At 38.6% G+C, this 24,080-nt stretch carries 21 protein-coding genes; 8 read left to right on the plus strand and 13 right to left on the minus strand.

Annotated features, from left to right (window positions below):
- Positions 1-102 precede the first annotated feature (102 nt).
- From AWM74_RS01425 to AWM74_RS01450, 6 genes are all read left to right on the plus strand, one after another.
- A complete protein-coding gene (locus AWM74_RS01425) occupies positions 103-789 on the plus strand; it encodes a response regulator transcription factor (protein WP_026466325.1) in 687 nt (228 codons plus the stop codon).
- Positions 790-842: 53 nt separating this feature from the next.
- Positions 843-1,760, plus strand: a complete 918-nt coding sequence (locus AWM74_RS01430; RefSeq protein ID WP_026466326.1) for a sensor histidine kinase — start codon at positions 843-845, stop codon at positions 1,758-1,760.
- 139 nt (positions 1,761-1,899) lie between these two features.
- The gene (locus AWM74_RS01435; RefSeq protein WP_026466327.1) at positions 1,900-2,649 is read left to right on the plus strand and encodes an ABC transporter ATP-binding protein; all 750 of its coding nucleotides are present in this window, start codon (positions 1,900-1,902) and stop codon (positions 2,647-2,649) included.
- A 1-nt stretch (position 2,650) separates the two neighbouring features.
- Positions 2,651-4,666, plus strand: a complete 2,016-nt coding sequence (locus tag AWM74_RS01440; RefSeq protein ID WP_026466328.1) for an ABC transporter permease — start codon at positions 2,651-2,653, stop codon at positions 4,664-4,666.
- Positions 4,667-4,800: 134 nt separating this feature from the next.
- Positions 4,801-5,358 (plus strand): hypothetical protein, encoded by a 558-nt coding sequence (locus AWM74_RS01445; RefSeq protein ID WP_026466329.1) that lies wholly within the window; start codon positions 4,801-4,803, stop codon positions 5,356-5,358.
- 179 nt (positions 5,359-5,537) lie between these two features.
- Positions 5,538-6,080 (plus strand): hypothetical protein, encoded by a 543-nt coding sequence (locus AWM74_RS01450; protein ID WP_026466330.1) that lies wholly within the window; start codon positions 5,538-5,540, stop codon positions 6,078-6,080.
- A gap of 117 nt (positions 6,081-6,197) precedes the next feature.
- On the opposite strand, the gene ftsY is transcribed toward AWM74_RS01450, so the two are convergent.
- The 8 genes from ftsY to AWM74_RS01490 form a co-directional block, all read right to left on the minus strand.
- A complete protein-coding gene (gene ftsY, locus AWM74_RS01455; RefSeq protein ID WP_026466331.1) occupies positions 6,198-7,223 on the minus strand; it encodes a signal recognition particle-docking protein FtsY in 1,026 nt (341 codons plus the stop codon).
- Positions 7,224-7,451: 228 nt separating this feature from the next.
- Complete coding sequence (locus tag AWM74_RS01460) at positions 7,452-8,273, minus strand: Cof-type HAD-IIB family hydrolase (protein ID WP_026466332.1); 822 nt, start codon at positions 8,271-8,273, stop codon at positions 7,452-7,454.
- Positions 8,274-8,368: 95 nt separating this feature from the next.
- Positions 8,369-11,935 carry a chromosome segregation protein SMC gene (gene smc, locus AWM74_RS01465; RefSeq protein ID WP_026466333.1) on the minus strand — a complete coding sequence of 1,189 codons (3,567 nt, stop codon included), beginning with the start codon at positions 11,933-11,935 and terminating at the stop codon, positions 8,369-8,371.
- A gap of 20 nt (positions 11,936-11,955) precedes the next feature.
- A complete protein-coding gene (gene rnc, locus AWM74_RS01470; RefSeq protein ID WP_026466334.1) occupies positions 11,956-12,651 on the minus strand; it encodes a ribonuclease III in 696 nt (231 codons plus the stop codon).
- An 80-nt stretch (positions 12,652-12,731) separates the two neighbouring features.
- The gene (locus tag AWM74_RS01475) at positions 12,732-12,974 is read right to left on the minus strand and encodes an acyl carrier protein (RefSeq protein WP_026466335.1); all 243 of its coding nucleotides are present in this window, start codon (positions 12,972-12,974) and stop codon (positions 12,732-12,734) included.
- 102 nt (positions 12,975-13,076) lie between these two features.
- The gene (gene plsX, locus AWM74_RS01480) at positions 13,077-14,099 is read right to left on the minus strand and encodes a phosphate acyltransferase PlsX (protein WP_026466336.1); all 1,023 of its coding nucleotides are present in this window, start codon (positions 14,097-14,099) and stop codon (positions 13,077-13,079) included.
- Positions 14,100-14,267: 168 nt separating this feature from the next.
- Positions 14,268-16,319: an ATP-dependent DNA helicase RecG gene (gene recG, locus AWM74_RS01485; protein WP_026466337.1), complete on the minus strand. Its 2,052-nt coding sequence runs from the start codon at positions 16,317-16,319 to the stop codon at positions 14,268-14,270.
- Positions 16,320-16,429: 110 nt separating this feature from the next.
- On the minus strand, positions 16,430-17,437 hold the full coding sequence (locus AWM74_RS01490; protein WP_026466338.1) for an MsnO8 family LLM class oxidoreductase: 1,008 nt from the start codon (positions 17,435-17,437) through the stop codon (positions 16,430-16,432).
- A 216-nt stretch (positions 17,438-17,653) separates the two neighbouring features.
- On the opposite strand from AWM74_RS01490, the gene AWM74_RS01495 reads away from it, so the two are divergent.
- Positions 17,654-18,475: a MetQ/NlpA family ABC transporter substrate-binding protein gene (locus AWM74_RS01495; protein ID WP_026466339.1), complete on the plus strand. Its 822-nt coding sequence runs from the start codon at positions 17,654-17,656 to the stop codon at positions 18,473-18,475.
- Positions 18,476-18,605: 130 nt separating this feature from the next.
- Here the strand turns inward: AWM74_RS01495 and AWM74_RS01500 are convergent, their stop codons facing one another.
- Positions 18,606-19,184, minus strand: a complete 579-nt coding sequence (locus AWM74_RS01500; RefSeq protein ID WP_026466340.1) for an N-acetylmuramoyl-L-alanine amidase — start codon at positions 19,182-19,184, stop codon at positions 18,606-18,608.
- Positions 19,185-19,192: 8 nt separating this feature from the next.
- Entirely contained in the window at positions 19,193-19,732 is a 540-nt protein-coding gene (locus tag AWM74_RS01505) for a hypothetical protein (RefSeq protein ID WP_026466341.1), read from the minus strand.
- Positions 19,733-20,028: 296 nt separating this feature from the next.
- Here AWM74_RS01505 and AWM74_RS01510 point away from each other — a divergent pair, with 296 nt between their 5' ends.
- The gene (locus tag AWM74_RS01510; RefSeq protein WP_026466342.1) at positions 20,029-20,850 is read left to right on the plus strand and encodes a hypothetical protein; all 822 of its coding nucleotides are present in this window, start codon (positions 20,029-20,031) and stop codon (positions 20,848-20,850) included.
- A gap of 80 nt (positions 20,851-20,930) precedes the next feature.
- Here the strand turns inward: AWM74_RS01510 and AWM74_RS01515 are convergent, their stop codons facing one another.
- From AWM74_RS01515 to AWM74_RS01525, 3 genes are all read right to left on the minus strand, one after another.
- The gene (locus tag AWM74_RS01515; protein ID WP_026466343.1) at positions 20,931-21,758 is read right to left on the minus strand and encodes an exodeoxyribonuclease III; all 828 of its coding nucleotides are present in this window, start codon (positions 21,756-21,758) and stop codon (positions 20,931-20,933) included.
- Positions 21,759-21,838: 80 nt separating this feature from the next.
- The gene (locus AWM74_RS01520; protein ID WP_026466344.1) at positions 21,839-23,191 is read right to left on the minus strand and encodes a gluconokinase; all 1,353 of its coding nucleotides are present in this window, start codon (positions 23,189-23,191) and stop codon (positions 21,839-21,841) included.
- A complete protein-coding gene (locus tag AWM74_RS01525) occupies positions 23,188-24,078 on the minus strand; it encodes an NADP-dependent phosphogluconate dehydrogenase (RefSeq protein ID WP_026466345.1) in 891 nt (296 codons plus the stop codon). Before AWM74_RS01525 ends, AWM74_RS01520 begins: the two co-directional genes overlap by 4 nt.
- Positions 24,079-24,080: the final 2 nt, after the last annotated feature.

The raw sequence follows: 24,080 nt of genomic DNA on the forward strand, positions 1-24,080 counted from the left end.
TACAAACAGGCCTGCTCTCATTCCAGGCCTGTTTTTTATGGATAAATTTCAGAAATTGCTTATGGTAGAATGTAGAAAAGACAGTCTAAAGTAGGTGAAATAATGAAGATAATGTTAGTAGAAGATGATTTAGTGATTGCCCAAAGTTTGGCCACCGCCTTAAATAAGTGGCAATATGAAACTATCATTACAGAAAATTTCGAAGATATCCTTGGTGAATTCAAACGCCATAACCCACAATTAATTTTAATGGATTTGAACTTGCCTAATTATAATGGCTATTTTTGGACCCAGGAAATTCGCAAGCTTTCCCAAGTACCCATTATTTTTATTTCCTCAGTTGGCGAACCGGTTGATATGGTGATGGCGATTCAAATGGGCGCTGATGATTATATTACAAAACCAATCGATATGCAGGTTACAGTAAGTAAGATTCAAGCTTTGCTTAGAAGAACCTATACCTTTTCTATGGAAGTAGATACCAATACTTATCAACTTGTGGGGGCAATACTTGATACCAATAAAGCTAAAGTTACTTTCAACCAGTCTGAAGTTAGCCTCACCTTTACCGAACTACAAATTCTTCTGGTCCTATTTCAAGCCAAGGGGGACTATGTAGCCCGTGAGAAGATTTTAGATTTCTGCTGGCAAAATGATCAATTTATTGACGACAATACTTTAGCTGTAAATATGACTCGGATTCGCAAAAAATTGCGGCAAATTGGCTTAGATAATTTTATTCAAACAAAGAAAAACTACGGTTACCGCATCAAAGTAGAACCATCTTAAAAGCCTAATATTTAATCAATAATAACAGATAAGAAAAGAGAGGTAACCTATAAATGAAACAATTGATTCAGCGGTTTATCCGCCAGGAAGGCATGACCCTACTCTTTTTGTCCATCATCTTCGCTACTATCATACTGATATTTTTTTTGTTTGACTTATCTAAGTCAGCATTAGAATTATTACTATGGTTACTCTTCATTATCAGTATCATTTATTTTACGGGTCGCATGATATATCAAAAGGAACAGAGAAATTTACTAGCTGAGAATGAAGCTTTAAAAACGCAAATAAATACGAATAAGAATAATGCACTCCAACAACAAGCTGATACGGAGGAATACTTTTTAATGTGGGTGCATCAAATGAAGACCCCTATTACCGCTAGCCAACTTGTCCTCGACCAATCAAGTGAGCAAAGCGCCAATTACTTAAAACAAAATATGGTAGAGATCGAAAACTATACCAATATGGCATTGCATTATTTACGACTAGTCAATCCCGACCGTGACCTGACATTTACAAAAGTCTCACTAGACGCAATCATCCGGCCTTTAATCAAGAAATACCGTGGACAATTTATTCACCAACAAGTGAAATTACATTATGAAACCATTAACGAATCGATTGTAACTGAAGCTAATTTGACTAGTTTAATGATCGAACAGATTTTAAATAATGCCTTAAAATATACGCATAATGGTGATATTTGGATTCAATTTGACGCCCAAAATATGCTGTTAACAATTAAAGATAATGGCAAAGGGATTCGGGAAAGTGACCTGCCAAAGATATTTGACAAGGGTTTTTCGGGCTTTAATGGTCAGTTGAATGAAAAATCATCCGGTATCGGTTTATATTTGGTTAAAACAATTGCCACACGGCTAAACCAGCGCGTCACTGTCACTTCCACTGTGAATGAAGGCACAACTTTTACCATCTATTTACACCAACGTACCCTCTCTATTTATTAAAAAATACCTTTATTGAATGAACCTTACAATTTTGTAAGGTTTCTTTCTTGCTTTGTAAGAATAGATAAATGTAGTCATGGCTTATCTTCGGCATAATATAACTATAAACAAGATCGTCACATGACAAGGAGGAAATCACATGTTACTAGATGTAGCAAACATTAAAAAAGTATATAAAACAAAGGGGAATGAAACAACTGCCCTACAAAACATCGACTTTGCCGTGAATGAAGGTGAATATGTCGCAATCATGGGGGAATCTGGTTCAGGTAAATCGACCCTATTAAACATCATTGCCACTTTTGATAAAGCCACTGAAGGTAAAGTAAACTTAGCTGGCCAAGACCTAGCAACCATTAAAAGTAAGGAAATTGCCCAGTTTCGTCGGGAAAAATTGGGTTTCGTTTTCCAAGATTTTAACGTATTAGATACTTTCTCAAATAAAGACAATATCTTACTACCATTGGTCTTATCCAATGTACCCGTAGGTGAAATGGAAAAACGCCTAGAAAAAATTGCTCAACCACTTGGTATCACTAATTTATTAGATAAATTCCCATACGAAATTTCTGGTGGACAACGGCAACGGGTGGCTATCGCCCGAGCAATCATCACCCAACCCAACTTATTATTAGCGGACGAACCAACGGGTGCTTTAGATTCTAAATCGTCAGAGCAAATTCTAAATATATTCAAACAAATCCATCAAAGTGGTAACACTATCCTAATGGTTACCCACTCAATCCCCGCTGCAGCAAGCGCCGGACGGGTACTTTTCATTAAAGATGGGGTTGTCTACCACGAATTATACCGCGGTGAAGCTACTGACCAAGAGATGCGCGAACGGATTGCAGAAAGTTTAACCATGTTAACGAATCGAGGTGTGTAACATGCGCCTAGGTATGCTAACAAAACTTGCAGTGACAAATATTAAAAAACGTGCCACTGTGTACTTTCCCTACTTTCTATCCTTTACCTTATTGATGGGTTTGGAATATATTATGGCATCCTTAATGACCAATGATTTTGTTCAAGAGCGCAATGCACAACTACCAACAATCATTGCCTTTGCCATTTTCCTATCTACGATTTTAATTACTATCTTTACCATTTATGCCAATAATTTCATTCAAAAACAAAGGCGACTGGAATACGGTTTATACACCGTCCTCGGTCTAGAGCGTAAGCATATTTCACTGATGATGTTGATTGAACAATTCATCTTATGGATCACTAGTACTGTCCTAGCCACAGGTATCGGTTTTATTTTTGGAAAAATGATCTTCATCATGATCAACAAACTGATGAAAGACACCGGTGCCACCCTAATGGATTATCCATTTTCACTGGGTGTTGCTGGTTATACAGTTGCTGTCGGTGGTTTAATTATGTTCTTCGTGTATCTGATCAATAATATTCGTCTAAGTCGGATGCAAGCAACAGAATTATTACAAGAGAAAAAAGCTGGGGAAAAAGAACCTAAAGCAAATATTCTTGTTCTACTTATTGGTTTAGTGGCAATGGGGGCTGGCTACTACTTTGCCCTAACAATCTCAAACGCTATGAGCCAATTGCCACTCCTATTTGGTACAATTCTACTGATTATCATCGGTACTTACTGCCTATTTATCAGTCTTTCAATTCTTGTTTTAAAAGCCTTACAGAAAAACAAGAAACACTACTATAAGCCAGAAAACTTTTTAATGATTTCTGGCATGTTATACCGGATGCGGGCAAATGCCGTTTCCCTAGCATCGATCGCCATCCTTTGTACCGGTATCATCGTTACTGTTGGAACAACCCTATCCTTATACATGGGAATGTCATCGATTATTGAAGGTGCAACCCCTCGTCAATTTGAGTTGACTTATATTGTGTCAGAAAATGGTGAACAGGAAAAACTTACTGAAGAAGATTTTCTGACGGATATGTCTAACTACTTAGGTGAAGACATCAACACAAGCTTCGCATCAGGATATGACCTAACCATGATTGGTGCCCGCTTTAATGACGGTGTTTTCCAACCAGAAAGTGGTGAACCAGAATGGCTCGCTTACTTATTACTCACAACAGTGGATGACTTTAACGAACTGTACGGAGAAGATTACCAACTTGAAGAAAACCAAGCGCTGTATGCTAGTCAAATCAAAAATGCAAAAGAGTTAGACCAGATCACCCTATTAGCTGATGATGACAACAAACAAGTATTAGACTTACAAGCTATCGATGAAACCTACATGCCAACCAATTATGTTGGCGACATTATGTACCTAGTTGTCCCTAATGAAGACGTCCTAAATGAAATCCGCGAAAACTTCTTAATCAGTGTCTATGGTAGTGACGAACCAGTTAAAGCTGAGCCTAGTCAAAGTCTCTATTTTGATGTAGATGATGAAGCACAAGCCAAAGAAATTGAACAAATGATTGCGGATAACCGTATTGCAGTAACAATCGGTAACCATACTTATCGTATCTCTTCAAAACAAAGTATGACTAAAGAACTATACAGCTTAAATGGTGGTTTCTTATTCCTGGGGATGATTGTGGGTATCGTACTCATTATCGGTACAATCTTAATGCTTTACTTTAAGCAAATTTCAGAAGGTTATGATGACAAAGAAAAATTCGATATCATGGGCCAAGTTGGACTACCAGATAGCTTAATCAAGCAAACTATTCAAAAACAAGTCTTTTGGATATTCGCCCTACCAAGTATCGTAGCAGTTTTAAACGCCGTCATGGCACATAAAATTGTCATGTCCCTATTACGAACACTAGGCTTAATCGCCCCTACAACCGTACTTACAGCGTATGGTATTGTGATTGTCGTATTCATCGCAATCTATGCCATCTGTTACCTCATTACCTCTAAAATGTACTACGCGATTATTAAGAAAGAAATGTAAATAACCAGGTCTTAAAAAAAAGGTGTTGGCGCCAAAAAGCGCCAGCATCTTTTTTGATTGGATGATGTATATTTAAAATTTAAAAATGTTACTATATTTCTATGGAATATATTTACCATATATGGAGGTAGCTCATGGCTAAAAAGAAATTTATAGATTATGATATGCGTGACTCGTTTGAATTTCCACTATTTTTATCTGACAAATTATCCTTTGATGAAAATACACAAATAAAGTATATAGACCGAAATGATATCTATCCAGCAATGATTAAAAAAACAAATAATGATGTAACACTTTCAATATCCACTGTATTAGAAAAGAAAAGTGGTATACCTGGATATTCTACAAGCGATGATATTGTTATTGATCAATCCGATATTGGTCCACTTTATGCCACTACTTGGGATGGTGGTATACAATTTGTATTTCTACAATTTTCATTAGATAACCTCACGCATTCAAATTATTATAATACTGCTTCCTATAACGGAGTATCGAATTTTCGAGTAACCGAATACTCGCTATCCTCACAATTTCTTTTATCAGAACTAGTCTACTTTGCAGAAATATATTTAGATTATATTCAAGATTGGTTCTCAGTATTTAGCATACTACCTAAAGGTAAACCAGAAGAATCTATAGTAACAATTAATCGTTTAACCTATAAAGATGTAAATTTTGATTTATAATTATAAGCCGCTCAATAAAAAATGCAAAAAGAAATACTATAGTCACTCAGTTCAAAACTTCTATTGATCTTTATTTTGAAAAACCTCAGACTAAGGATTTCACCTATGAATTAATATTTCAGCTTAGAAACTTTTTCCATATTATTCTAAATAAAGATATAGGTATTCAAAAAGTTATATTGAACAAAGATAAATCACATACTTCTGAAGTATTACTTCCTTTAGATGAACGAGAAAACTGGTATTTCAAGCAATCATATTTACCAAAATTTCCTAGTAAATCAATGCCACGTTTCGATACTGAATATATTAATATTCAAGAAGATTTTGAAAATATCTTAGAAAGATTTCTAAATGCTGAAAAACTTCAGGAACTAACTACTAGATACTTAACCACTCAGAAACTCAATATGCCAATCATTTCTGGATTTCTCACACTAACTTCTGGAGTTGAAAAGTATTTCAATGGAGAAAAGTATTCAAATGGAAAATTTGTCGAAGCTTTTGAAAAGAAACTCAATATGTTATTCAATTCCTCTTGGAAGTCCTATCCTAAAACTAAACCTATTATTAAAATAATCAAAGATAATAGGGACTATTATATTCATGGAAATAAAGAAGATAAAAAATTAACTGAAACTGAATTAGTTCCCTATTATTGGGAATTAGTAGAAGCTACAAAACAATATATTGAAAACCAAATTTTAAAAGCTGAAGAATAAAGAATTAAATCTTCATTCATTTGATTCTACATATGATAAAAACAGCAAAGGAAGATTTTTGTTACAACTATCTTCCCTTGCTGTTTTATTATTTATAGCATACTGTTGAATATGATCTTAAACTTCTACAACATCTTTAATCAATTGATAAATAAATTTCTCTGCATCAAATACTTGCAGGTCATCTACTTTTTCACCAAGACCGATAAATTTAACTGGAATATCCATCTCATAGCGAATCGCAAAGATCACACCACCCTTGGCAGTTCCGTCAAGTTTGGTTAAGACAATACCGTCAATGTCTACAGTCTTATCAAACTCTTTAGCTTGGACTAAGGCATTTTGTCCTGTTGTTGCGTCGAGTACCAATAATATTTCATGAGGCGAACCAGGTAATTCCCGTGTTAAGATACGCTTCATTTTATCTAATTCATTCATTAGATTAATTTTAGTTTGTAAACGTCCAGCTGTATCTACTAATAAGTAGTCGTAGCCACCTTCACGCGCAGTTTTAGCAGCGTCAAAAGCCACAGAAGCTGGGTCCCCTTGCGCTTTACCAGTCACAATTGGTACATCAATACGACGTGCCCATTCTTCTAATTGCTCAATCGCACCCGCACGGAAAGTATCTCCCGCAGCAAGCAAGACTTTTTTACCATCTTGTTTTAATTGGTAAGCCATTTTACCAATGGTAGTCGTTTTGCCGACACCATTCACTCCAACAAATAAAACAACTGTTGGACCGTCTGGATTTTCATTGATTTCAACATTCGGCTCGCCACCTTTGTCGTAAATCTCCACCATTTTTTCAATGATGACATCTTTTACTTGCTCCCCTGAACTAGCACCGCGACGTTGTATTTCCTCACGCACTGCATCAGATAAGGCAAGTGTCATGTCAAAACCAACATCAGAAGAAATGAAAGTTTCTTCTAAATCATCAAAAAACTCATCATCAACTTGGCGGAAACCAGCAAACAATTCATTCATACGGTCAGAGAAAGAACGACGTGTCTTCTCAACACCCTTATCGTACTTTTCAAAGACAATCTGGTCTTGACTAGGCGATTCAGATTGACGCTGTTGCTCAACAATCTCATCCTCACCCGTAAACGCGCGTTTAATACGGTCAAATAATCCCATCGTATCACTCCTTTACTAAAATAAAAATCTCATATGTCATCGTAAAATTATAAGTTAAGGTGTATATTAACTAACTTACTTATATCGTATCGTAAAAGTAACAATCCTGACTAAAATCAATTTTAAAAACTGGCCCCTGAAAAACTATTAAAATAGATTTCCGAATGTAAGCTGAAGCCTTATAACAACTGCTCTTAATGTCAGAACTGCCTATAGTTTATCGTAGCTTTAGTCATCTGTTTCAAAGAAAACGAAATGGTCAATTGCTTTAGCAACACCGTCATTTTCATTCGAGTCTGTGATGTAGTCAGCGAACTCTTTTACATCTGGTCGACCATTTTCCATCACCACAGATGTACCGGCCCACTTAAGCATAGCTAAGTCATTTTCCTCGTCACCAATTACCATCACTTGGTCTTTAGTTAATTCTAAAATATCAGCTAAATGACTCACACCAGCACCTTTATCAATCCCTTTAGGCATGATTTCTAATTGGAAAGGATGACTACGCATCACTTCAAAATCTTCAAACACCCAGTTCGGAATTTGATCAATCACACTTATTAAATGATCAGTTTCTGTATTCACAACTACTTTAAAAATAGCCGTTTCTGGATCTAAATTGTCCATATCAAATTGTTTAAACGGTAAGAAGTTCATCGTTTCTTGGTAGAGACCCGGATGATTTTCAGGGAATGGGAATTGGTAAACTGCATCAATTAATACCGCTTCAAGTGGCAATTCTAAAGATGCCATCACGTCATATAACCGTTTAGCATCCGCCATAGACATGGTCACTTGGCTAGCCACCTTACCAGTCTTATTTTGAACAACTAATCCACCGTTATAAGTAATTGAATAGTGGTCAGCAGTATTGGTACCCAAAGTATCCAAGAATTTTTGGATCGCTTCAAGTGGGCGCCCAGTACAAATTGCGACATCCACACCGTTATCAATCGCCTTGCGGACCATTGCGCGGTTACCCTCACTAATCGTCTTATCATTCCGTAACAAAGTGCCATCTAAATCAATTGCAATTAATTCAATCATAATATCCTCATATTTCTATTTAATATTTTTTTACTAAATTACTTACATTTTGCCACATTTCCCCATGAAAAACGACTAAATCCTCTTTAATTTGATTATTCTAGTAATTTCTCATCAAAATCTTCTAAACGAACTGCCGCTAATTTAGATACCCCAGAATCCTGCATAGTCACCCCGTACAAGATATTGGCTGATTCCATTGTCCCCTTACGGTGGGTAATCACAATAAATTGTGTCTTATCCGCAAACTCACGTAAGAACCGACCATAACGAGCGACATTGGCTTCATCAAGTGCCGCTTCCACCTCATCTAAGATAGAGAATGGCACAGTTTTCACATCTAAAATCGCAAACAATAAGGCAATTGCAGTTAAAGCTTTCTCCCCACCTGATAATAATGACAAGTGTTGAAGTCGTTTGCCAGGTGGTTGCGCTTCAATGTCAATTCCTGATTCTAACAGATTATCTGGCTTGGTCAATTTCAGACTCGCCCGGCCACCACCAAATAATTTAGGAAAAATGCCTTCAAAAGCATCCCGTATAGCGATAAAGGCTTGCTCAAATCGTTCAGCCACCTCTTCATCCATCTCAGAAATTGTTTGATAAAGTTTTTCTTTAGCAGCCAATACGTCATCTCTTTGTTTTTGCATAAAGATAAACCGTTCATTTACTTCTTCAAACTCATCAATGGCTGCTAAATTAACCGGTCCAATTTGTTCAATTTCTTTTTTCAACTGACGAACTTTTAAGGATGCTGATTCCATGGACATGGTTAATTCTGACGTCGCTCTTGCCCGTTCAAAAGTCAAGCCGTACTCTTCACGAAGATGTGTCAAGTGGTTATCAATTGACACTTCATAACGAGAAGCAGTTGCTTCCACCTTAGCTTGTTTTTCAAGCAAATCTTGAAGATGTGTATTCATCTCTTGGACTTCTTGGTCTAGGGCATCGGCCTTATTCTGCGCCTCATTGCGGACCTTTCGCATTGCTTTAAGTTCAGCTTCACAGTCTTTTTGTGCTTTCACAGCTGCTTGATAATCAGCTTCCAAGGTGCCAGAAGTTTCAGAATTGGATAAAATAGCTTCCCGCATCAATTTAAGTTCCGCTTCCACTTGGCTTACCTGATTTTCTTTTGCTGCTAATTCAGCTTCTTGACCTGCTAATTGACTTTCAACTTGAGTGTATTGCGATTTAAAGACCGCTAAATCAGTTTCAGCAGCCTGCAATTGCCCTTGTAATTGCGTCCGTTTTTCAGCCTTATCAGTAGCTGACAAGTTCATATCCTCAATCAGATTTTTCAATTGATCTACTTGATCGTCAACAACTTTTAAATCCGCTTCTAACTTCGCTTTGGCTTTTTCTTGTTTAGCCTTCGTTTTTGAAGCAGAAGCTTGCAGGCTTTCACCGTTTTTTAAAGCTTCCGTTAAATCAGCAATTTGCCCGGTTAACAGATCAATTTGATTCGTTAAAGTCCGTTCACTAAAGCGCGCTTCATCACCTTGTGCTTTGATTGTTTCAAGGTCTTTCACCATCTCTTCAGATACTTGCGACGCTTGGTGCATTGCTTCTTGCAAGTTGGTTACGGTTGCGGTCAAAGTCTTGATTTCCTGACTTAAATGATCGATATCTGTTTTCCGAGATAATAAACCAGCATTGTTATTTCGTTTCGTCGCCCCACCAGTCATTGACCCACCAGCGTTAATCACATCTGATTCTAGGGTCACAATCCGGTAGCGAGAATACAATGTTTTCGCAATTGCACGCGCATTATCAAGATTATCAGCGACAATGACATTCCCCATTAAATTGGCCATAATTTGTTGGTATTGGCTATCAAAGTCGACTAAATCAACCATCACGCCGATAAAGCCAGGCATTGACTGAATTTTATTCAAGTCATTAGGATTCACTGACCGGCCTTTAATCACATCAAGGGGTAGGAAAGTTGCCCGCCCTGCACGTTGCCGTTTCAATTCACCAATTAATTGACTGGCTACCTGGCCATCTTCTGTAACAATATTTTGCATAGCGCCAGCAAGTGCCGTTTCAACGGCTCCAGTATAAGTATCTGGCACGCGGAGCAATTGGGCAACTGCCCCGTGGACACCCTGAATTTTATCTGATAGGTCTAAAGCTGCCTTAACCCCCTGGTAGAAACCAGCATGGTCGCGGTCCAAATCTTCCAGCGACTCTTTACGGGCAGTAGCCTGCATTAGCCTTTGATTTGCTTGGTTCATTTCTTGATTAGCTCGGTAAGCTTCATCTTGCTTGGCTTTTACCTCTTGGTCTTTAGCTTGATATTGGCTAAGTAAGGCTTCAATCTCTTGACCTAGACTTGCCTTATCCGCTTCAGCCTTAGCTAGTTGCTCTTTCAAGTCAGCTAAAGTCGCCTCTTTTTCTGACCGGTCTGACTGGTCTTTTTCCACTGAAGCCGCTTCATTAGCCATATCTTTTTCCAGCTGACTCAAGTCATTTTGTAAGCTAGATTGCTTTTGTAAGGCTGTTATATATTCGGTCCGTTTAGCTTGAACTGCTGCTTCAGAATCATCCGACAGGTCTTCAAGCGCAGACAGTAAACTATCGCGGTTAGTCGTTTTTTCTGCGATATCTTTTTCCATATCCCCTAATTGGGCTTTTAATTGAATAATAGAAGCTTTAAAGTCTTTCACCGCTGCCTTCAAACTATCAAGATTTTCAGCTTGGTTGGCTTGGTTATTTTCCTTGAAAAGTACTTTTTGGTGGTGGACTTGAATTTTAGCTTGTAATTGCTCCGCATTTTTTACCAAATCAACATACTGCTCTTGCAATTGGTTAACAGACTCATCTGCTTCATTCGCTTTACCTTTATATTCAGCAAGGAAAGCTTGCGTTTCGGTTAAAGCAGCCCGGCGTTTATTGATATCCTCACCGTAAGCCAAGATATCATTTTTCGCGACTTGCCATTGTTCGTTTAAGGTTTCAATCTGAACTGCCGTTAAAGCAATCTCAATTTCAGATAATTCAGCCTTTGATTCCTTATAATGTAAAGCCGCATTTTTTTGTGCTTCTAGGGGCTCAATTCGGTCAGAAATTTCCGATAAAATATCATAAATCCGGTGCAAGTTCTCTTCAGTATGTTTCAACTTCCGTTCAGCTTCATGCTTACGCGACTTATACTTCATGACCCCAGCAGCTTCTTCAAAAATCCCCCGTCTATCCTCAGGCTTCTGGGTGAAAATCTGCTCCACTTTACCCTGAGAAATAATTGAAAATGAATCCCGGCCAATCCCAGTATCCATCATCAATTCTGTGATATCACGCAAGCGACAAGGACGGCGGTTAATCATGTATTCTGAATCTCCGGAAGCTGTATAACGCCGGCTAACCGCTACTTCATCCGTATCGAAATCTAAAGAACGGTCACTGTTGTCAAAAGTTAGGGTTACTTGGGCGTACTGCCCCTTACGGCGGTCTTCAGCTCCAGCAAAAATGACGTCAGACATCTTTGACCCACGCAATGACTTGGCAGATTGCTCCCCCAAAACCCACTTAATGGCTTCTGTAATGTTCGACTTCCCTGAGCCGTTTGGTCCTACAATAGCTGTAAACCCATTATCAAATTCGATTGTCGTCTTATCCGCAAAACTCTTAAAGCCGACCATTTCAACTGTTTTTAGGTACACAGGCTAATTCCTTTCTCCTACTATTTTTTCAACAATTCTAAAGCATTGGCTGCAGCAGCTTGCTCCGCCGCTTTCTTAGAATGGCCCACACCTCGTCCAATGATTTCATCATATAAACGAACGGCTACATGAAACTCTTTACTATGGGCTGGACCAGATTCACTTTCAAGTTCATAAGCCAATTGGATCGCACCTTCTTTTTGTAACTCTTCCTGTAAGGCCGTTTTCGCATCAGATAAACGTGTAAAATCACCATTCTTGATCTTAGGATAAATGGTTAGGGACATCAAATGCTCTATCGCATCTAACCCAAGATCAAGATAAATCGCACCTAGAACCGACTCAAATAAATCACATAATAAAGATGGGCGCTTGCGTCCGTTACTTGCTTCCTCACCATTACCCAAACGTACAAACTGGTCAAACCCACACTCAACACAACGTTTAGCCAATGACTCCTCGCGAACAATTAAAGCACGTAAAGACGACATCCGTCCCTCATCCATCTCGGGATAATTTCGGTATAAATAATTAGAAACCACTAACTCTAAAACCGCATCCCCTAAAAATTCAATCCGCTCATTATCCTCTAAAGATAGCTTTTGGTTTTCATTCACATACGAAGAATGGGTAAATGCCTCAATATAATGCGTTTCATCTTGTAATTCCAAATCAAACTGATCAGCCAATAAAGCCTTCACACCTGACAAATCCATGAAAATTCCTCCTTCTTTATTTTCAATAAAATAAGGCTGGACAACCAACTGCCAGCCTCCTCAAACATCGAATCATAAGCCTACTTATGGCTATCGATATACTTCACAATATCCGCAACAGTTTTAATTTCTTCAACATCATCATCATCAGAAATCTGGATGCCGAAATTATCTTCCAATTCCATCACCAATTCCACAACATCCAACGAGTCTGCACCTAGATCATCCGTAAACGACATCTCAGGCGTCACACTAGAAGCCTCCACACCGAAACGTTCCACAATTAAAGCCGCTACTTGTTCAAAAGTTGTACTCTCTGCCATGAAAATCCTCCTAAATAAAATCCTATATTACACATCAACTAAAACCTTTTATATTTTGAAAAGGGGGGAAACTAGGTCAAGCTAGCCCCACTTTCAGCAAATTTATTCTGCCTTCTTAGCAGCCATTTCTTTTTCAAATGTTGTGGCCAATTCCTCAATAATACCTGCATCTACAATTGTCGCTGCTTGTAAAATCGTATGGAAGACACTCGTCGCATTTGAAGAACCATGTGCTTTTAATACTGGTGCTTTAACACCAAATAAAATACCGCCGCCTGCTTGGTCTAAATCAATTTTAGTCATCATATCTTTTAATGACCCTTTGATTAGTAAACCACCAAGTTTAGAGCCAATTCCACCATCCATAATCGCATTTTTAACCAATTTCATTACAGCAGCTGCTGTTCCTTCCACTGATTTTAATGCGGCATTTCCAGTAAATCCATCGGCTACGACAATATCTGCTACCCCGTTTAAAATTTCACGAGATTCGATATTACCAGTGAAGTGAATCTGATCATTAGCTTTTAATAAACCAAAAGCTTCTTTCGTCAAATCATTCCCTTTATTGTCTTCAGTACCATTATTTAATAAACCAACTGAAGGTGCAGTTTTTTTCAAGACTGCACGGGCATAGGCTGTTGCCATGACTGCATATTGATTTAAATATGACGCTTTTGATTCCGCATTGGCACCACAGTCTATTAATAATACTGAGTCCCCAATATTGGCTAAGTTTGGTAGAGCTGCCATTAAGGCTGGACGCTCAACACCTTTCATCCGGCCGACCACTAGTAAGCCTGCTGTTAATAAGGCGCCTGTGTTACCAGCTGAAATCAAGGCATCTGCTTCACCGTTTCGTACTGCACGCGCTGCCATCACCATAGATGATTCACGTTTTGTACGTACAGCTCTTACTGGGTCATCTTCAGATAATATCTTATCTGCTGCGTGAACAATCTCCACGTTTTCAGGTGTAGACCCTTCAATTTCTGCTTTGATCGCATCTTCATCTCCATAAAATATGATGGTGACGTCTTTACGTTCAGCTGCAGCTTTTAAGCCACCCAAGACGATTTCTTTAGGCGCGTTATCGCCACCCATTGCATCTACTGCAATTCTCATTTCTATGCCTACTTTCTACATTCAATAAATTCAAAAAGCTGCTCTTATTATATCATACCCCAAAGCCACTTGTAGCCTACAAGAGAAAAAGGATTTCAGCTTGAAAACTTACAGCACCTTGGCCCTGATTGTCTTTATTTTGCCTAAATTTTTATTGCACCAATAATCCTAAGCGTTGATTGTTGTCACTTGCTGGTCAAGCCATTCGGCTAAATCAGTGAATTCATTTAAATGGCCTTCAAAGTAAGGAATAAATTGAATGGCGTCTTCACGAGCCACTTCTAAAATCACACCATCTTCAATTGGATCAGCCACCTTAAATTCTGGTAGACCAGACTGACGGGTGCCAAAGTAATCACCGGCACCACGTAATTCTAAATCTTGTTGACTAAGGTAAAAACCATCCGTCGATTCAACCATGATATTCATCCGCTGTTTCCCGTTATCTGTTCTTGGATCAGCCACTAAAACACAATATGATGCATGCTCACCACGTCCTACCCGTCCTCTTAACTGATGGAGCTGTGCTAAGCCAAACCGGTCAGCATCTAGAATCACCATATAAGTCGCATTTGGTACGTTAACGCCTACTTCGATCACCGTTGTTGATACCAGTATTTGAATATCATTATTCTTAAAGGCTTCCATGACTTGGTCTTTTTCATCCGCACTCATTTGTCCGTGCAATAAACCTACTGAGAATTGCCCACCAAATTGTGCCACATAAGTTTCATAAATATGCTCAGCATTTTGTGCTTCTAGGGCTTCTGATTCACCGATTAAAGGGCAAATAATATAAACTTGTCGTCCTTTTCTCACTTCTCGCCAGATTTGTTCATCAACTTGGGCTTGTCGGTTATGACGGACCCATGATGTTTCAATCGGAATTCGTCCTGAAGGCATTTCTTTTAATTTAGAAACGTCCATATCCCCCATCATCGTAATCTCCAATGTACGAGGGATTGGCGTTGCGGTCATATACAGGACGTTAGGTGCTTTAAATTCCCCTTTTGCCACTAATTTAGACCGTTGGTTAACCCCAAACCGGTGCTGCTCATCAATCACAACCATTCCTAAGTCAGCGAATTTCACATCATCTTGAATCAAGGCATGTGTCCCAAGTAAAAGGTCAATGTCCCCGTTTACCAAATCGGCTAAAATTTCCCGCCGTGCTTTAGTTTTCGTCGACCCCGTCAGTAAAGCCACTTTGTAATCCGTTTTTTCAAAGAATCCTGATATGGAGGCATAGTGTTGGTCAGCTAAAATTTCAGTTGGTACCATCATAGCTCCTTGAAAACCTGCATCAATCGTTGCCACTAAGCAAATCATAGCTACTACCGTTTTCCCGGATCCAACATCTCCTTGAAGAAGACGGTTCATCTGGAAGGGTTGCCGTAAATCTGCACAAATTTCATTGACTACAGCCTTTTGGCCAGCTGTCAGTTCAAAGGGAATAGTCTGGATAAAGTCACGAAGATGGTCGTTATCATAAAGTATTTGAGCACCATTGGCAATGCGGCGCTGCTGTAGCTTTCGCCATTGTAATTTCAAGGCGTACAAGAAGAGTTCTTGATATTTCAATTGCCTACGTGCTTGTCGGTTGTTTTCTTGACTATCTGGAAAATGAATTTGCTGGATGGCTAACTTATGCGGCATGAGTTGGTATTTTTCCCGCAAAGCTTCGGGCAATAATTCCACAACTAGGTCCCCGTATAAATCGATGGCTTGTTTGATTAAATCGGTCAGCGATTTAGTTGATAGACCCTGAGTTAGATGATAAATTGCTTCAAAATCATTATCACCACTCTCCTCATCTTGGTGGTTGGAGAATAGTTTGATGCCTACAATTTGTTGTTTAGCCGCTTCAAATTTCCCATAAACAACAATTTCTTGGTTGACCTGAATATTCTTTTTTAAGTAAGGCTGGTTAAAGAAGATAACCTGCAACACCTCATGGTCCATAGCTAAGCGAAAGGTCAAACGGTTACGATTGCGCCCAAAATATTGGACAACGGGGTCCGTCACTACCACACCTTTTACCGAAGCTTTGGTATTATCCACTAATTCACCGGCCGATTTTACAGACACATCTTCGTAACGGAAAGGAAAATGGTAAAGTAAATCTTCAACCGTTGAAATCCCAACCTTTTCTAATAATGCCGCTTTTTTTGCGCCAACACCTTTCAAAACTGTCACTGAATCGGATAAAGCTCGTGCCATCACAATCCCCCCTTTCCTTAAAAGTAGCTAGTTATAAGGAAAGAAACCCGGTTAAACCAGGCTTCTTCACTCAATTCATCTGATCCCTAAGGTCATTGGCGTTTGGATCATTAAATATTAACTTGGCTCAAGATTTCAATCAAAGCACGTCGATTCGCAAATCCGGATAAATGGTTGGCAATTAAGAAACCATCTGCATTGGTTTCTTCTTTCAAACGGCGCAACTGCATTTCCACTTGTTTAGGTGTACCATACACTTTTCTTGAAGCGTGTCTATCTTCTGCATCTGGGTCACTTGTTGATACAAAATCTCTTGCTTCAGAAACTTCCATCAATTCTAAATAAGCACGTTTATCATCTTCTAGTGCATCTATCCAATCATTTAATGCGTAGTTTAATACTTCCTTCATATTACGCTTTGTAGAAGTCACTGCATAAAGGGCGATTAATACTGAAGGTTTTGGCATCCCTTTAGAAGGTTTGAAGTGTTTTCTATAAATCTTGATTGTTTCAATACATTCAGCCAAATCTCCTGAGAAGAATAAACCGAATACCATTCCTAAACCTTTCTCCGCAATAAACTTCGCATTACGGCGTGAACCTAGCATAGTATAAAGCGGCGTCACGCCATCAAAATAAGCAGGCATTACACGTAGCCCATGCATTTCATCTTCGGTTGCTAGGTCATCATAAAGTAAACCTGCAATTTGTGAAATCGTCTTTTCATAATCTAGTCCGCGGTTGATCTGCATCCCTAATGTTTCTTGGCGGGTAACCTCTTTTGGCATAGAATGGCCAACACCTGCTTCAACACGCCCAGGATACATGGCTTCAAGCACCATATAATTCTCAGCAATCTGATAAGGAGTGGAATTATTAATAATTACCGCACCTGTACCCAACTTAATTTGCTTTGTTTCTGCACCATAACGCGATAATAATAACTGCGGAGTTGAAGATAAGACAGCTGGCGTTGAATGATGTTCCGTTAACCAATACCGGTCCAAGCCCTTTTCATCCGCCAATTTAGCCAATTCTATTGACTGCTCAAAGGATTCCAATACCGTTGTATTTTTATCCCGAGGTATAAAATCTAAAATGCCGATCCCTAAAGTCATTTTGTCACTCCTCTTACTGATTTCAATAACCTTATTTTACCATATGTGAAAAAAGAATAAACTGTCCATTTGCATGTGTTGAAAATGAAACGTAAACCAATCACTCTCAACAATGATCGGATTCCAGTAACCCCACACAAGCATATTGTATCTCAATTCATGACAATCTATGATAAGTTTAAGTGGATGAATAAAACACCTTTGGGAGGTAGAAAAATGAAACGATTCTTACAATATATTGGTTTAGCACTGGTTGCCTTGGTCCTTGCTGCTTGCGGAAAGCAGACGGAAGATACACAAACCATCAAAGTGGCCACATCACCTGGCCCCTATTCTATTTTATTTATGGAAGAAGTGGCGCCACGATTAGAACAACAAGGTTACACCGTTGAAGAAGTTCAGTTTTCTGAATATCGCCAAGCAATGATTGCCGTTGATGAGGGTGAAGCGGATATCAATGTAGACGGTAACCGTTTGAGCACTGAAAGTTACAATGATACTTTGGGTGCTAGCTTTCAACAAATTGTCCGTGTCCCAACTGTACCTGCTGCCATTTATCCAGGACAAAAAGACAGTCTTGATGCTGTTGAAGCAGGTGATACCATCGCTATCGGTACTGGGACGGTTTCCATGATGCGTGGTTTATTACTCATGGAAGACCTTGGGTGGATCACTTTAAACCCGGATGTTGAAGCCGCCAAAGTGACTGCTGACGATATCGAAGAAAATCATGTAGGCATTGAAATTGTCGAAATGCAAAGTGCTGCTGTCCCACCTGCAATCCAAGATGTCTCTTATGCCTTAGTTGCTGGATCAATCGCTTATGACGCGGGTATGGACTTAGACTCCCGTTTGGTCACAGAACAACCGATTGAAAGCCTACTACTTGAAGCCATTACGACTGCGGATAAAATGGACCAGCCTTGGGTTGAAGATATTAAAGCTATCTATCAATCAGAAGACTTCAACCAAGCAGTACTTGACCGTAACGAAGAAATTGGAACAGAGTTTTGGATTATCCCTGAGGAAAATCAATAGATTATAGACTTATACAAAAGACAAAAAAGCCATCGCGGTAAGGGTTCATCCCCAACCACGATGGCTTTTCTTATATATACATTGAAGTGATTTTAGGTCTTTAACATATCGCTATGATACATTCACCTAGCTAGCGCGTACACTGGCAAACTTTATCATCCGCAACCTGAACGCCGACAACAGCTTCTACTATATTTTTGGCCACTAAATCTAAATTCGCCAAATAATAATTACGATCAGTAGCATCCGCCAGGAAAAATAACTCTAATAACCGGTAGTTAATCCCCCAACGGCGGGCATTATTGCAGTTGAGCAAGTCTCCTCTTTTTGATAAGCCTAAACCGTTTCTAGTGACTAAGCCGAAATGCTTTTGAATCATCGCAATCAAGTTATCATCTATGGCATCTGTCACATAGTCCGAATGAATGATTATGTGCCCGCCTTTTTGTGGTTTAGCCGCTGCATCCATATGTACTTCAACCACCACCCAATCCGCATAGGTCTTCATATCTGTTGCATGTTGGTAAAGATTGTCCATATAGAAAGCCACTTTGATGCCAGCTGCTTTAGCCCATTTTTCAATATAGGGTTTTAACTTCCGTACCATTTCTGCCTCAGTAAATTGCCCAGATACGGCGCCTGGGTCCCCATTTCCATGTCCAAATGCAATTAAAAGGCCTTTATATTCTTTAAATGTTGTTGATTTCATCTTGTCTCCTAACCCACCAATAAATGGCGAATAGATTGTAGTTTGTCCATCAAATGACGTTTCTTATTGTAAATCGCTTGGCGGGAAATTGGATAAATTTCAAGTAATAACTTGGTCTTCCCCTGACAAGCAATCACTTGGTATAGAAAGTCTAAATCACGATGCTTTAATATTTTCGCCGCCTCAGCTAAGAAATGCTCAATATCAGCTGTTAGCTCAATTCTTGGCCCCTCACCTAAACCATCCTCAAACACCCAGTCATCCGCTGTCGAAAATTCCTGACCACCCTGACGTGTATGCTTACGCAATTCATCCAACACCCGCCAAGCTATCACCCGCTTCACATAAGCCACAAACCGGTAACGGTCAGCCTCACTTAGCGGATCCCCATCAAAATCCTCCGCTGCTTGATATAAAGCAATCTGCGCCAACTGGTAAATATCATCGTAATAAGACTTATACACATCCACATGATACCGATTTAAGACATGCACAATCACACCATGATACTGGTCCAACAACTCCGGATACCGATACTGATCAAACATAAAAGCAATTTCCTCCCCTAAACGAGCTTAAAGTATCTTTTCATCACCTGCAGGTAACTTAAAATACGTTTATAACTGAGGAAAAGGCAAGTCCGCGCCACGCTTATTGCCTGGTATTTTTGATTGCAATTATCACCTAAAAGATAAAAACATTGAATCAAAACCGCTAATTTCTGTCAAATTATCATTTATTTAATATAAAACAATCTATTTTCAAGTCCTAGCAATTATTTGGTTTCATAAAAATAAATACAATGTTATAAATAAGATAACAAAAAGTATAAAGGTGGTAGAAAATGACAGCATATAATAACAAACTTGAAACAGTCCCAGCGAAATGCAATTGGCCAGACTATCTCAACACGTTAATTGAAAAAGCAACCTTTGGTGAGCCCCGTCAATTTAATCAATTACTCCAAAATATGTCGCTATTATACAATGTATCTGAATTTAAACTCCCCTTTAAGACGATTATTCTCTTTACAGATCAAAGCTTTGGTATCAGTCAGTTGGATACCATGAGTCTTTTAAAAGATTGGCATGACCAATACGGTTTTCTCGCAACTTATCTCAACCAATCCCATGGCCACATTCTGGATTCTAACAAGCGGTTACCTATTACCTTGGGAAAATTTGCCTTCCAACGGTTTGATGACGAACAAGACGTCAACCACATCCTAGCCTTACATAATATCCAAATCTACTATGCGGATGCCCAGTGTAAGAAAGATACCTGGATTGAAGTAGACAACCACTTCAAATACAAAATCAAACTAAAAAACAAATATTTAAGAGAAAAAATGGGTATTTATGCCACCTTCCGCCAACAACACCTACGTTTCTTTAATCAAGTGGCCTTTTATAGCCAATTCAGTTTCTTTGGTCAAGGCCAACAATTTAACCCAGATACTGAAGAAAATCAAAAATATTTGGTGAGTGAGTCTGATTACCAGCCCATTAAAGCCTATGAAAACTTTGGCCAGCTAGATACCATGTACCAACTTTTCGCCAATATCTTACACTATGTCTTTGGTCCTGATAAGTTAAAGAAAATCGCAGGTAAAAACGCCCAGAATAAGATACGTAAAATTCAAAAAGGCATTAAGCAAGTTAATTAAGCTAGCATTTTATTAAAAATGTGTATAGAAAAAGGCTGAGGTATCACTACCCCAGCCTAATGGTTAATTATACAAATAAATTAGATATCGATTTCTAACAAAATCGGTGTATGGTCTTGGCGGGTACCAGAATCTAATACCTCAGATTTTTGGACCTTGTCTGCAATCCGGTCACTCACCAACCAATAATCAATTCTCCATCCAGAGTTATTGATTTTGCTTGTTTTCACTCGTTGTGCCCACCAAGTATAAACACCTTCAACGTCGCCATGAATATGACGGAAGGTATCTGTGAAACCGCGGTTTAACAGGTTAGTAAAGCCAGCACGTTCTTCATCAGTGAAACCAGCTGAAAAATGATTATTTTTGGGGTGTGCCAAGTCAATTTCCGTATGTGCGACATTAAAATCACCACAAGCAATCACTGGTTTCTTTGCATCCAAGTCCGCTAAATAGTTTGCATAGTGCACATCCCAAGCTTGGCGGTCTTCTAAACGCGCTAAAGCAGATCCCGCATTTGGTGTATAAACATTGGTCACATAAAAATCAGGGAATTCTAGTGTAATCATACGACCTTCGTGATCCATCGTCGTTGGTGCCCCAATTTGCGGGAAAGTCACTTCTGGCGTGTAATCTTTCTTATATAAGAACATGGTACCAGCATATCCTTTACGGGCAGGCTCAACACTAGACACCCACTGAATCTCATAATCTGGCACATTCGCTTCTAATATCTCAAGGTGCTTTTTCGTAGGACCCTTTGCCGATAGTTTCGTTTCTTGAATCGCAATCACATCTGGTTGATGTTCACGAATCATCTTTAGAACCTCACGTGATAATTCTGCACGCGGAGACGCACCAGTTAAGGCCACATTTAAAGAATCAATATTCCATGAAATTAACTTCATTATTAAACCCCTTTATTCATTTTATGTCTATATTTTAGCATAATCACAAACATAACCGAAATGAGATAAATGATTGCATATTAATTCAATTCATTTAAATACTGCGCAAATAAAACTTCTAATAACTTTGTAGCTTCCACATTGGGCTGTACCACTGCATATTTTCCTTTAGATAACACATTATGCACTAAATGTATTGTCCCCATAGTTTCAGCATTTTCAATTTGTGGAATATATAACTCCTTATTCAAAACATCGGCAATTAACTGTGTTAAACCAGTCATTTGTGTAACACCACCAACTAAACCAAGTTTATCAAAGGATACTAAGTCTCCTAAATTAGTTATATTCACTTTTATATTGAATAACATTCCTAATATAATGGCATATAAAATGGATTCTCGGCTAGCATTTCTAGTCAAATTCAACAAGCTACCCCTAGCTGAATCTTGCCAAATAGGCGCTCGTTCCCCGTTAATATAGGGGACAAACACTGCTTGGTCAACAGATCTATCGATACAGATCTGATTTAATTCATCAAAATTCGTCTTGAATACATCACATGCCCAAGCTAAAATATCCGCCCCATTATTACTCGCTAAACCAATAAGATAGTGATTAGCATCTATGGCATATGAAAAATTATTTAAGGTAACATTGATAGATGGTGAATCATCCACTATACGGACCGCATGGCTAGTACCTATGGAAAGTACAGCATGATGGTCTAAATCATTAAAAATATAGTTAGACGAAACACCATCAGATGTTCCAATAATGACTTTTATAGGAATTTGTAATGATTTATGAAAAGTTGTCACTACATAATTGACTGGTCGAATCTTTGGTAAATCTTCTACACTTAAGCCTAACTGTGTTAATAATTCCTGATCCCAAACTAATGTAGCCAAATTCAGTAAGCCTGAACTTGAAGCGTTACTTAAATCAATAGACCATTCGCCGGTTAAACGGTAGAATAATAAATCTTTTATGGAAGCTATTTTCATATCTGGTTTATAGATAGATAATAGCTTGATATAAGGATTCATCGAATGTATCGGTGTCCCTGTTCGTTGATAGACCTCTTCCTTTTCTGATTTGGATAATTGCGGTAACAACTCACACCCTCTTCTATCCGCCCAGGTAATTGTTTGTCCAAATAAATTAAAGTCTTGATCCAACAATTGCACGCTATGCATAGCTGTTGTTAGGATGATTTCCAACTCTTCTATTTCATATTGGTTGATTAAAAGTCTTAATCCATCTTTTACAATTTGCCAAATTTCTTCAAAATCCATTTCATGTAAATCGTTTTGATTATTTATTCTCTGATAACCAGCTTTAATAGTATCGATTAATTGGTAATTATGGGTAAATAGATTGATTTTAGTATTCGTTGTGCCAACATCAATACTCGCGATATAGGTAATCAATATTCTTTATGCCCCCCAAATCGATAACGCATAGCTGAAATGACCTGATTCGAGAAAGAAACTTCATGTAGACTCGCATTTCGATTCATCAATGATAAAGCAATTACAGGTGTAGGGACTTCTTCAGCTAGGGCTTCATTGACCATCCATTTCGCTTCACCTGAAGCAGCAACTTTATGTTGAAAATCTCCTAATAAGGCATCTTGATTCAATTCATCATAAATGTTGTCTAATAAGGCTGATTCAATAATAGATCCCCTAGACCAATTACCAACTACATCATCCAATTTAAAGGCAAAATGACTTTGCGCATTTAGTAAATGAAGACCTTCAGCAATTGCCTGCATCATCCCATATTCAATCCCATTATGAACCATTTTTAAATAGTGGCCACTACCGGGTTCAGGGTAAAAACGGTAACCACCTGGCACACAAAGGGATGCCAACATATCATTTACTTGCTTATCCAACGGTCCAAGTCCACCTACCATCATGCAAGCCCCAGATAATGCGCCTTCTACGCCCCCTGAAATTCCGCAATCATAATATAGAATACCCTGCTCTTTAAATAAAGCATAGTTATCCAAAGAATCCTTATAAAAAGAATTTGAAAAATCAATAACAATATCATTCGGGTGTAGGATATCTTTTAAATTTTGCATAGTAGATTTGGTTGGTTCACCAGAAGGCAGCAAAGAAAACACTACATTCTTATCTGCATTATCCGCTAAGACAGCTACATCAGGTAATAGCTGACATTTATCGGTATCTAATTGGTCAACAATTAACGGATTCAAGTCGAATCCGTTAATATGCTGTCCTTGTTTCATTAGTTGCTTAGCTAAAGCTAAACCCATTTTGCCTAATCCAATTACAGTTATCTTCATAA

Origin of the sequence: Aerococcus urinaeequi, from assembly GCF_001543205.1 — a bacterium.
GTDB lineage: Bacteria > Bacillota > Bacilli > Lactobacillales > Aerococcaceae > Aerococcus > Aerococcus urinaeequi.